At 52.8% G+C, this 12,419-nt stretch carries 8 protein-coding genes; 6 read left to right on the plus strand and 2 right to left on the minus strand.

Translation table 11 applies throughout. The annotated features are described in order from the left end of the window. Positions 1-75 precede the first annotated feature (75 nt). The 4 genes from BN6628_RS07540 to BN6628_RS07555 are packed head-to-tail and all read left to right on the plus strand — an operon-like array spanning position 76 to position 7,400. On the plus strand, positions 76-1,005 hold the full coding sequence (locus BN6628_RS07540; protein WP_068616102.1) for an ABC transporter permease: 930 nt from the start codon (positions 76-78) through the stop codon (positions 1,003-1,005). Between the two features lie 26 nt (positions 1,006-1,031). Continuing rightward, positions 1,032-1,949 carry a carbohydrate ABC transporter permease gene (locus tag BN6628_RS07545; RefSeq protein ID WP_068616104.1) on the plus strand — a complete coding sequence of 306 codons (918 nt, stop codon included), beginning with the start codon at positions 1,032-1,034 and terminating at the stop codon, positions 1,947-1,949. A 43-nt stretch (positions 1,950-1,992) separates the two neighbouring features. Beyond that, positions 1,993-4,293 (plus strand): glycoside hydrolase family 3 N-terminal domain-containing protein, encoded by a 2,301-nt coding sequence (locus BN6628_RS07550; RefSeq protein WP_235847595.1) that lies wholly within the window; start codon positions 1,993-1,995, stop codon positions 4,291-4,293. Between the two features lie 5 nt (positions 4,294-4,298). After that, positions 4,299-7,400: an alpha-mannosidase gene (locus BN6628_RS07555; protein ID WP_068622074.1), complete on the plus strand. Its 3,102-nt coding sequence runs from the start codon at positions 4,299-4,301 to the stop codon at positions 7,398-7,400. 248 nt (positions 7,401-7,648) lie between these two features. Here BN6628_RS07555 and BN6628_RS07560 read toward each other — a convergent pair whose 3' ends face one another. After that, the gene (locus BN6628_RS07560) at positions 7,649-8,005 is read right to left on the minus strand and encodes a group I truncated hemoglobin (RefSeq protein ID WP_068616106.1); all 357 of its coding nucleotides are present in this window, start codon (positions 8,003-8,005) and stop codon (positions 7,649-7,651) included. Positions 8,006-8,098: 93 nt separating this feature from the next. Then, complete coding sequence (locus BN6628_RS07565) at positions 8,099-9,331, minus strand: ROK family transcriptional regulator (RefSeq protein WP_068616108.1); 1,233 nt, start codon at positions 9,329-9,331, stop codon at positions 8,099-8,101. A gap of 153 nt (positions 9,332-9,484) precedes the next feature. Here BN6628_RS07565 and xylA point away from each other — a divergent pair, with 153 nt between their 5' ends. Together xylA and xylB are read left to right on the plus strand one after the other, a co-directional pair. Next, positions 9,485-10,801 (plus strand): xylose isomerase, encoded by a 1,317-nt coding sequence (gene xylA / locus BN6628_RS07570; RefSeq protein WP_068616110.1) that lies wholly within the window; start codon positions 9,485-9,487, stop codon positions 10,799-10,801. Positions 10,802-10,860: 59 nt separating this feature from the next. Further along, a complete protein-coding gene (gene xylB, locus BN6628_RS07575; protein ID WP_068616112.1) occupies positions 10,861-12,357 on the plus strand; it encodes a xylulokinase in 1,497 nt (498 codons plus the stop codon). Positions 12,358-12,419 lie beyond the last annotated feature (62 nt).

The following is a 12,419-nucleotide window of genomic DNA, read 5'->3' on the forward strand; positions in this document are numbered from 1 at the left end:
ATACAGAGCATATGAAGGATCGGGCGGGTGAATGGTCGCCCGGTCCTTTTCATTATCACTTCGGGAGGGAAACTTATGGTTCAGTTTTTCAAGAATCTGGTAAAGAACAAAGTCATGCTGTTCATGGTACTGCCTGGAGCCATCTGGTTCTTCTTCTTCTCCTATCTACCCTTGGTAGGTACCATCGTGGCATTCAAGCAGTACCGGTTCAGCCGGGAGGGCTTCTGGGCCAGTATCGCCAAGAGTGAGTGGGTTGGCTGGAAGAACTTCAAGTTCCTGTTCACTACGGATGATGCCTTTATCATCACGCGCAACACCCTGCTTTATAATATCGCATTTATCTTCTTAGGCCTTGTCCTTTCCGTTGCGATGGCCATCCTGCTGTCTGAGCTGGTGAGTAAAAGAATGGCCAAAATCTACCAGACGGGGATGTTCCTGCCGTACTTCCTATCTTGGGTTATTGTCGGCTATTTCGCGTTCAGCTTCCTGAGCCTGGATCGGGGAATGCTCAACCAGATTCTGGGTTGGTTCGGAGCCGAACCGATTCAGTGGTATTCGGAAGCCAAGTATTGGCCTTACATTCTGATACTCGTGAATCTGTGGAAAGCCGTTGGATACAGCAGTGTCGTATATCTGGCCTCCATCATGGGTATCGATAAGTCGCTTTATGAAGCTGCTATGATTGACGGTGCAAGCAAATGGCAGCAGATCCGGAGCATCACGATCCCGATGCTGTCGCCAATCATTATCATTATGACGCTGTTGGCAGTTGGGCGTATATTCTATGCAGACTTTGGACTCTTCTATCAGGTGCCAAGGGATTCAGGAACGCTGTACTCTGTGACCAACGTTATTGATACCTATGTATACCGCGGCTTGAAAACAACCGGTGAGATTGGAATGAGCACCGCAGCCGGTCTGTACCAGTCTGTTGTAGGCTTCGTTCTTGTCATGGTGTCCAACTTCGTGGTCCGCAAAATTGATAAAGACAGTGCCTTATTCTAGGACTTTGATGAGAGGAGTGCTCTATTATGGCCGAGGTTATTAAAAGAAAGCGGGATTTCCACAACGTGTCGCGCGGCTGGAATGTGGTGCTGAACATCATCGCAGGACTGTTTGCTTTTCTCTGTGTATTCCCGTTCTTGTTTGTTGTCATTATTTCCTTAACCGATGAGAAGACCCTTGCTCGGGACGGGTATCGTCTGCTTCCGGCAAAATGGAGTCTGGAGGCTTACCGGTTCGTGTTCCAGACTGGAGATATGCTGCTTCGTTCTTACGGGGTAACGATCCTCGTTACGCTGCTGGGAACCTTAATCAGTCTGATGCTGATTTCGGTGTATGCCTATGCAATTTCAAGAAAGAGCTTCCGCTACCGCCGTTTTTTCTCGGTATATGCGATTCTGACCATGCTGTTCAACGGCGGTATGATTCCTACCTATATGGTGGTCTCCCAGCTTCTTGGTCTTAAAGATACGATTTGGGCGCTTGTGCTGCCGCTCGCGGTGAACGCCTTCTATATTATGATTCTGCGCACGTTCTACAGTACGAGTGTGCCGGATGCGATTATTGAGTCGGGACGGATTGACGGGGCAGGAGACTTTTATATTTTCCTGAAAATCGTACTTCCTCTCTCCCTTCCGGGACTTGCCACAATTGGCTTGTTCAGTACACTCGGCTACTGGAATGACTGGTTTAACGCGCTTCTCTACATTGAGAACCCGAACCTGGTGCCGCTGCAATCCATGCTGATGCGTATCGAGTCAAGCATTCAGTTCATCCAACAGAACTCTCAGAACAGCTCGCTGAGTATGACGGCTCTTCAATCGATTCCGCAGGATACATCCCGGATGGCGATGGTCGTGCTGGCGACACTGCCGATTATATTTGCATATCCGTTCTTCCAACGTTACTTTGTTCAAGGCCTTACAGTTGGAGCAGTCAAAGAATAGAGAAAATACTAAACTATTGGATAGCGGGGAGGTTCGAAACCAGGTGCTGACTTACAAAGACAAGACGAAATCAGTTGAAGAGCGGGTGGAGCATCTGCTCAAGCTTATGACTACGGAAGAAAAGGTGGGCCAGCTTGTGCAGCCTTTTGGCTGGCTAACCTATGAGAATAGAGAAGGAACGGTTACGTTAAGCGATTCCTTTAAGGAACAGGTGGCTCAAGGCGGTGTAGGTTCCTTGTATGGTGTTCTTCGCGCCGATCCTTGGACCGGAGTAACCTTAGAGAACGGGCTGTCTGCCCGTGAAGGTGCCGAGGCGGTCAACCTGATTCAGCGTTATGCCGTGGAACAATCCCGGCTGGGCATTCCGATCCTGATCGGGGAAGAGTGCTCGCATGGGCATATGGCGATCGACGGAACGGTGTTCCCGGTGCCGCTGCTGCTGGGCAGCACCTGGAACGTTCCATTGTACCGCGAAATGTGCCGCGCTGTAGCGAAGGAGACACGCGCACAGGGAGGAGCCGTGACGTATTCCCCGGTGCTTGATGTGGTCCGTGACCCCCGGTGGGGAAGAACAGAGGAGTGCTTCGGGGAGGACCCGTATCTCATCGGTGAATTCGCGGCGGCAGCCGTTGAAGGTCTGCAAGGGGAAGGGCTGGACAGCCAGAACAGTGTAGCGGCTACCTTGAAACACTTCGCGGGTTACGGAAGCCCGGAAGGCGGCAGAAATGCCGGACCCGCGCAAATGGGCTGGCGGGAGCTGCTGGAGAAGGACCTGTATCCGTTCCAACGGGCAGTTGAAGCCGGAGCCGCGTCAATTATGCCGGCCTACAACGAGATAGACGGAATTCCATGTACTGTGCATACCGGGCTGCTGGACGGAGTCCTCCGGAAGATGTGGGGATTTGATGGTATGGTTATCACGGATTGTGGAGCGATCAATATGCTGGCAGATGGCCATGATACTGCTGAAGACGGACCGGATGCGGCGATCCAGGCCATACGCGCGGGAATTGATATGGAAATGTCGGGGGAAATGTTCGGCAAGTATCTGGTCGATGCGGTGAATGACGGCCAGCTTGAGATGGACGTGCTTGATCAGGCTGTGCGGCGGGTGCTTGCGCTGAAATTCCGGCTTGGGCTGTTCGAGCAGCCTTATGCAGACCCCAAGCGTGCTGAAGAGGTAATCGGCCATCCGGAACATATTCGGCTGGCCCGGCAGCTCGCTGCGGAGGGAGCAGTACTGCTGAAGAATGAGGGTGTTCTACCGCTGTCTAAGGCGGCGGGACGAGTTGCAGTGATCGGCCCTAACGCAGACCAGGGTTACAACCAACTGGGAGATTATACGTCACCTCAGCCGAAATCCAAGGTGGCCACCCTGCTGAGGGGAATTCTCGGCAAGTTCCCAGATGATGAGGAACGTGTGCTGTACGCGCCAGGCTGCCGAATCAGAGGAGGATCCAAGGAAGGATTCGAGCAAGCACTCCATTGTGCAAGCCAGGCGGACATCGTTGTGATGGCGGTTGGCGGATCAAGTGCCCGGGATTTCGGAGAAGGAACGATTGACCTGAGAACAGGGGCTTCCACCGTTTCGGATGAGTCCTGGAGCGATATGGACTGCGGCGAAGGAATCGACCGGATGACGCTTACGCTGTCCGGGGTCCAGCTGGAGCTTATGCAGGAAATCCACAAGCTGGGCAAGCCCGTTGTTGTGGTTTATATCAATGGCCGCCCGATCGCCGAGCCTTGGGTGGATGAACATGCGGATGCGATACTCGAAGCCTGGTATCCTGGGCAGGAAGGCGGGTATGCAATCGCCGACATTCTATTCGGGGATGTGAACCCGTCTGGACGGCTGACCGTCTCTATACCGAAGCATGTAGGCCAGCTTCCGGTGTATTACAACGGCAAGCGGTCCAGAGGGAAACGCTATCTGGAGACGGACTCAAGCCCAAGATATCCGTTCGGCTACGGACTTAGTTATACTTCATTCAGCTACAGCAATCTGAGATTGTCTGCTTCCGAGATTTCCGAAGGGGATACCGTAAGGGCTGAAGTTGATGTCACGAATACAGGCAGCCGGGAAGGGGCTGAGGTGGTTCAGCTGTATATCTCGGATGTAGTCAGCTCGGTAACACGCCCGCTGAAGGAGCTTAAAGGATTCGAGAAGATTGAATTGAAGCCGGGTGAGACCCGGACCGTAGTCTTCACGATCGGAAGCGAGCATCTCCAATTTATCGGGTTGGATATGAAGCCTGTAGTGGAACCGGGAATGTTCCGGGTCCATATTGGCCGTAATGTAATGGATACCCTATATGCGGAATTCAGGGTCCGGAAGGAGAATTGATGGGAATGGAACGAATCAGGCGTTTTATCCGGGAATTGTCGGAATGCCAGTGGCTCTATCAACGCGAGCTTCGCTGGGAGATCACGCGGGCCTATTACAAGCTGCCTGGAGTGTATGAGAACAAGCTTCCGTATCCTGAAGGGGAAAGTTTGAATCCTTTCCCCAGTACACAGGGGACCACATATTTCTTCAGGACCCAGCCTACGCTTCCCGCCGAATGGGGAGACGGCCCGTTTGGGCTGGTGTTCGAGTCCGGCGGTGAAGGACTGCTGCGGGTGAATCGTGAATCGTATCAAGGTCTGGACCGCAATCATACTTATGTAACGTTGGACCCTGTCCAAACCGGAAGGTCTCCCGAGCTTGAGATTGAACTGTTCGATCCGGTACCTGAGCCGGTTGACCCGCTGAATCGCCAGGCAGTTATTCAGCCTCCGATTAGCGCCGTAACGAGTCTTCTTGTGCTTCCTAACGAGCCCGTAAGAAGCCTCATGTACACCGTGATTGTCGTTAGAGACACGGCGCAGCTGCTGGGCGAGGGGGATTTCCGCCGCACCCGTCTGATCCAGGCTCTTTACCGCTCGATGGACCGCTTTATAGGTCTGAATTCCGATGCAATCCGGGAAGGTGCCGCAATTACGGAAATTGAAGCTGTACTCCGCCGGGAAGTGAAAGACATAGGGGGCAATGCGGAGGGCCTGGAGCATATGGTCGGACAGTCTCACATTGATGTTGCCTGGCTGTGGCCGGTCCGGGAGACCGTCCGCAAGACCAGTCGGACCTTCTCAACGGTGGACCGGCTGATGGAGGAGTATTCGGGTTATCTGTATGCTCAGAGCCAGCCGCAGCTGTTCGCTTTTCTGAAAGAAAACGACCCAGATCTGTATGAGCGTGTTAAGGCGAGGATCAAGGAAGGGCGCTGGGAGCTGGTTGGAGGCATGTGGGTGGAGCCTGATCTGAACATCCCCAGCGGGGAATCCCTGATCCGTCAAATGCTGTACGGGCAGCGGTTCTATCAGGAAGAGTTCGGGAGAACCTCAGCAATTGAGTGGCTGCCAGACACGTTCGGCTACTGCGCCTCTCTGCCCCAAATCCTAAAGCATGGCGGCGTGAACTATTTTATGACGACCAAGCTGGGGTGGAACGATACGAACCGGTTCCCTTATGACCTGTTTTACTGGGTAGGGATCGATGGTACTCCCATCCTGTCCTATCTCAATCACGGCGTTAACGAAAATACTCTGCCGAAGGATATACATGATCATTGGCAATCTTACCGGGAGAAAGACCGGCATCCCGAGCAAATGCTCCTGTACGGGCATGGGGATGGCGGAGGCGGCGTGACCCGTGAAATGCTTGAGTATATCGACCGGTCAGACCTGATGGTCGGACAGCCCGCTTCTGTCCACAGCACGGCTGCCGAATTCTTCAACAGAATTGACCAGTCCCGGCCGAAGCTTCCGAGCTGGCATGGTGATCTGTATCTGGAGCTTCACCGTGGAACTTATACAACACATGCGCGCAATAAGCGTCATAACCGCCGGGCCGAGGTTCTCTACCGTGAGGCTGAGGTCTGGAATTCGCTGGCCCTGCCATGGATGGAGAAGCCGGAGGAGGCGCAGCTTAGAGGCGATCTGCATGATGGATGGAAGCTGATTCTGCTGAACCAGTTCCATGATATTATTCCGGGTTCAGCTATCACGGAAGCGTATGAGACGTCAGAGAAAGAGTATAAGACGATCTTCGCCAAGGGGAACTCTGCCTTGGATACGGGGCTCGGGCTGCTGGCGGGGCAGGTTGACATAGATCCAGCCCGGGAAGGCACACCTTATGTGGTCTTCAACAGTCTAGGCTGGAGCCGCAGTGCAGTCATTCATCTGGATATAGATGCGGGTCAACAATTTGTTCCGTACGGCTGGAACGGAACAGAGCTTCAATCCGATCCTGAAGAAGGTGGAATAGCTATTCGGGTACCGGATATCCCGGCATTCGGATATGCAGCCTTCTGGCTTGTTCCGAAAGGAACGGCAGCACCTGCTGAGCTGGCGGCATCCACCCTTGAGGATATCTGGGAGACGGGGCTGTATAAGGTTCGCTTTAATGAGCTGGGGGAAATCACCAGCCTGTATGACAAGACTGCTGGGCGGGAGGTCGTAAAGCCGGGCGAATGTGCGAACCGGTTTGGCTTCTTCCATGACCGCCCGACGCTCTGGGATGCCTGGGATATTGACGACCGGTATGAGGAGCAGCCAGCAGGAACACCGGAGCTGCTTGAGAAGCAGGTTCTCGTTCAGGGAGCTGTCAGGGATGTTCTCAGATTCCGCTGGCGGATACACGAGTCCGAAATTGAACAGGATTTAATTTTCTATCATCAGAACCGTCGGATTGATTTTAAGACCCGGGTTAGCTGGAAGGAAAGCCATAAGCTTCTCAAAGTGGGCTTTCCAGTCCACGTGGTAGCGGACAAGGCCACATTTGAGATTCCATTTGGCTCGTTAGAGCGGCCAACTCACCGGAATACGAGCTGGGAGCAAGCTCAGTATGAGGTCTGCGGGCACCGGTTCGCGGATGTGTCTGAACACGGGTATGGCGTCAGCCTGCTGAATGACTGCAAATATGGTTATGATGTTCAGGGCAGCACAATCCGGTTGTCGCTGCTCCGTGCCCCTAAATGGCCGGACGTGACGGCAGACCAGGGAGAGCACGAATTTACGTATTCGCTGCTTCCGCATGAAGGGGATTGGCGCGAGTCCCATACGCTGCGGGCGGCTGCCGAGCTGAACCTTGAGGCTCCCGTTCGCAGGACAGTTCCAGGCACAGGGAAACTTCCAGTCATGGGATCACTTCTGGAGCTAAGAAGCCAGCATGTTGTGCTGGACACCGTGAAGCCGGCAGAAGATGGAAAGGGCTTCATCCTCCGGTTCTATGAATCCGCAGGTGGCCGGGAAGAGATTTCACTTCGCTGGCCGTATTCCATCAACCGGGTATATGACTCCAATGCTCTGGAAGAAGCCGGTGAAGAAATTCCAGTGACAGAAGATCGAATCACTTTAAAGTTCTTGCCTTACGAAATTAAAACTGTGTTTATTGAAGCAGGCTTGGACCTATAGAAGGATATAAGTGTTTGCTTCGTCAGGAGACTATGGGCAAACGCTAGCGGACTCCTTTGGTTTTGGATGTCATCTTAGCAAATTCAAGAAATCCACAACCAACAGCGACGGGAGCGGCGTTTGAGCTGGAAGCCTTTTGGGCACAAACCGAATTCCTATGAAGAATCAGGGGCCGTCTTTTGAGACGGCCCCTGATTCTTTTAATGACTCGTGCTGATTTTAAAATTCCTGAACGGGTTGAGCCACCATCACTTATAAATAATGTCCCCACGCAGAGCTTCAACCTTCTCAAGCGCCTGTCCGGCATCCGCTTCACTGATCCCAAAATGCAGCAGGGCTTCGCGGAGATGTTTGACAATGGCATCGAAATGGACAGGCTGCAAATTCATGCCTGTATGAACCTTGGACATGGCACCACCGGTATATTGGTTCGGGCCGCCTAAAGCGTAACTGATAAACTTGGTTTGATGCGCACGCTGTTTTTTCATATCGGTATGTTCAAAAAACTTGTTTACCGTCTCATCTGCCATAACCAGATCGTAGAAATAGTCAACGACCTTCGCAATGCTCTCCTCACCGCCAAACTTCTCATATAACGTACTCATCCATATCAGCCCCTTTTATCGATACTTACTATTAACATAACCAATTAATGGAGTTTGATTCGCTAATGAGATTGGATTTGACTCTGTCTGCTGCTACCGATGTACCTTCTCGACAGACACCCTCATTTTATCGAAGAAATGGTTGAGTGCCATGGAGGCTGCCCCAAGCATCACGGCTCCCATGCTCAGATGGGAAAATTCAATGCGGACCTTGTCCTTGTGGAAGGGGAGAGCCCGGGCTTGGACAGTGTTTTTAATTTCATCAGCAATCCAAGCTTCGGCAAGGGCGATCCGGTTCCCGATGATAATCAGTTCCGGATTAAATATATTGATTAGATTGGCAATTCCGATGCCCAGATAACGCCCGTTGTTCTTCAGCAGAGTCTCGGCCTCGGGATTACCGCCTTCGGCAAGCTGAATAAGGTGCTCAAGCCGCATCGCACTCCTGCTTCCTTCGGCAGTAATTTTGCCGGGAGGGAACGCCTGCATCAAGCTGCCAGACCGGCCTGCCTCCTCCATGAGCGCCCGCTCGGAAGCATACAGCTCCCAGCAGCCATAATTTCCACAGCTGCACAGCTTGCCGTCTACCTCAATAGTGGTGTGTCCAGCCTCCCCGGAATAGCCATAGGCCCCTTTATAAATTCCCTCGCCTATGACAATCCCTGTACCGATGCCATGGCTGACGCTTAAGTAGACCAAATGATTGCTGTCCTGCCCGGCACCGTACTGCCGTTCTCCTAAAGCTCCGGCGTTCGCTTCGTTGTCAATGGCAACAGGAAGCAAGAACTCCTCCCGCAGCCAGCGGCCGAGCGGCACATCCCGCCACTCCAGGTTAGGCGCGAACAAGACGTTCCCTTCACCGTCCACAATTCCGGGAACTCCTGCCCCAATCCCTACTATGCCATAATGACTCTTCGGGGCGGTATGGATGAAGTGTCTCACCGCACCTGCAAGCACCTGATATACATGTTCAGGAGCTCTCGAATCAAAGGTATGTTCGGCCTGGTCGACCACATTGCCGTGAAGATCGCAGAGGACCAGAGACACCATGTCCACGCGGACATCCACGCCGATGGCGTATCCGGCCTGCTGATTGAATTCCAGAAGCACGGGCTTTCTTCCGCCGCTTGATTCTCCTTGTCCAAGCTCCCGCACCAGGCCACTCTCAATAAGCTGATTCACAAGGTTGGAGACGGTTCCTTTATTCAGACCTGATTTCACCGACACCTCTGCACGTGAGATCGGAGAATAGGTACGGACAAGATCAAGCACAATGGAGCTGTTGATTTGTTTGACCAGGGACTGGTCGCCAGTAAGCTGCTGCATGGATACACCTCAATTGCTGAAATACGTTCATTGTACCCAGTGTAGAACGGACAATAAAAATAATCAATAACTTAGTTTATCCAATAGACAAACTAAGTAGACAGGAGTATTATAGTGGCATGAACAACATTATGGGTTTAGGGAGGCTGAACAATGAGTTATTTTTCAAATGTTCATGAAATCGCTTACGAAGGGCAATCATCAACGAATCCATTTGCTTTTAAGTATTATAATGCCAAGGAACAGCTTGGCGGCAAGACGATGGAAGAGCATCTTCGGTTTGCAGTTGCATACTGGCATACCTTTACGGCAAATGGAACTGATCCTTTCGGTTCGGGCACAGCTATCCGCGGATGGGATACATACTCCGGCCTGGATCTGGCCAAGGCTCGGGTTGAGGCTTCGTTTGAATTTTACAGCAAGTTGAAGGTACCGTTCTTCTGCTTCCATGACCGGGATATTGCTCCGGAAGGGGAGACCCTGCAGGAGACGAACAGGAATCTGGATGTTATTGTAGATATGATTAAGGAATACATGAAGACCAGTGACACCAAGCTGTTGTGGAATACTGCCAATATGTTCACCCATCCGCGGTTCACGCATGGCGCCGGCACCACAAGCAATGCTGAGGTGTACGCTTATGCCGCGGCCCAGGTTAAGAAGGGACTTGAAGTGGGCAAGGAGCTTGGGGCGGAGAACTATGTCTTCTGGGGTGGACGTGAAGGATATGAGACACTGCTGAATACGGATATGGAGTTTGAGCTGGACAATCTGGCCCGCCTCTACCATATGGCGATAGACTATGCGAAGGAAATCGGCTTTGACGCCCAGTTCCTGATTGAGCCGAAGCCGAAGGAGCCGACCAAGCACCAGTACGATTTCGATGCCGCGACCACGCTGGCTTTTCTGCACAAGTACGGTCTGAAGGATCACTTCAAGCTCAACCTTGAAGCGAATCACGCCACACTTGCAGGCCATACGTTCGAGCACGAGCTCAGGGTTGCCCGGATCAACGGGGTTCTTGGGTCACTGGACGCGAACCAGGGGGATATGCTGCTTGGATGGGACACTGATGAATTCCCGCAAGATCTGTACACGACTACACTCACAATGGTTGAGGTGCTTAAGAACGGCGGCCTGGGCCGGGGCGGAGTGAATTTTGATGCAAAGGTGCGCCGCGGGTCCTTTGAGCCGGAAGACCTGTTCTATGCCCATATTGCTGGAATGGACGCGTATGCGAAAGGGCTTAAAGTTGCCTATAAGATGATAGAGGACCGTGTGTTTGAGAACATTTTGGATGAAAGATATGCAAGCTTTAAGGAGGGAATTGGACAGGAGATCGTATCCGGCCGGGCGACTCTGAAATCTCTTGAGGCCCATGCTTTGCAAAATAATCCTGTTCGTAACAAATCCGGCCGTCTGGAGCTGATCCGTTCGGTATTCAATCAATATATCCTCGGTGATCTCTAATTCCCGGATAAGGGAAAGGCCTTGGAATTTGTCTTCTGTAACAGTAAGGAGGTTATCGGATGGAGTATGTAATAGGGATTGACCTCGGGACCAGCTCGGTTAAGGCCTTGTTGGTAGACCAAAAGGGGAGCATATGCGGTGAAGCCGCAGAAGCGTACCCATTAATTCAATTGAGATCCGGGTACAGCGAACAGGACCCGGAACTTTGGATCAACATGACAATAAAAGCCCTAGGCAGATTGATCGAGGCTTCCGGCTTAGACCCGGAAGCTGTGACCGGGATGAGCTTCTCCGGGCAAATGCACGGCCTCGTCCTGCTGGATAAGCAGCACCGGGTTCTCCGCCATGCGATACTCTGGAACGATACCCGCACAACGGCGCAATGCCGTGAAATTGAAGCCAAACTGGGCGAAGATCTTCTCAAATATGCCAGAAATCCGGCTCTGGAGGGGTTCACCCTGCCGAAGCTGCTCTGGGTACGCGAGCATGAGCCGGAGCTGTTCCGGCAAGCTGCGGTATTCCTGCTGCCTAAGGATTATTTGAGGTTCCGCCTTACCGGCCAAATCGCCATGGATTATTCGGACGCGGCAGGAACCTTAATGCTGAATGTTCCAGCCAAGGCGTGGAGCCCGGAAATTTTGTCGGCCTTTGGCATTTCGCCAGAGCTCTGCCCACCGCTTGTTCCATCTGACGCTGGCACGGGCACATTGCTGCCGGAAATCGCTGCGGCTGCCGGGCTAACCAGCCTGGTTAAAGTGTTCGCCGGAGGCGCGGACAACGCATGTGGAGCGATTGGGGCAGGCGCTCTTAGGCCGGGGGATACGCTGTGCAGCATCGGTACCTCCGGAGTTATCCTCTCTTATGAGGATAACCCTGATGCGGATTACGGCGGCAGGCTGCATTTCTTCAACCACGGCCGGGCGGATGCCTTCTATGCCATGGGGGTTACCCTGGCGGCGGGGAACAGCCTGACTTGGTTTAGAGACACCTTTGCGCCGCAGAGCTCTTTTGATGAATTGCTTGAGGCTCTAGATGAAATTCCACCTGGAGCTGGAGGGCTGCTGTTCACGCCTTACTTGCCCGGAGAGCGTACACCTCATGGAGACGCGTCCATTCGCGGCAGCTTCATTGGGCTTGATTCCAGACATACCCGTGATCATCTGGTTAAGGCTGTGGTTGAAGGAATTACCTTTTCCCTGGCCGAGTCCATTCGCATTCTCAGAGAATCGGGGCAGCAGGTGGAGAGTGTCATTTCGATAGGCGGCGGCGCAAGAAATGAAGCGTGGCTCCAGATTCAGGCGGACATCTTCAATGCTGGGGTGATCCGGCTGGAGAGTGAGCAGGGTCCCGCTCTGGGCGCGGCGATGCTGGCTGCCTGTGGACTGGGATGGTATGCCTCGCTGGAGGACTGTGCCGATGCTTTTGTCCGGCGGGCGGGTGTCACATCCCCGAATAAGGAGCGTGTTCAAGTTTACGAGGAGCTGTTTGATTTGTACCGTCAGGTATATGTTAATACGCAGGCGCTGAGCAAAAAGCTGGAGAAGTATAGAGGATAGACCGTTAGCGGATACCCCGCTCTGTGGAGAAATCAGAGGGTCTATTTATATTTTAAAAGACC

The organism is Paenibacillus tuaregi (assembly GCF_900086655.1).
Classification (GTDB): Bacteria; Bacillota; Bacilli; order Paenibacillales; family Paenibacillaceae; genus Fontibacillus; species Fontibacillus tuaregi.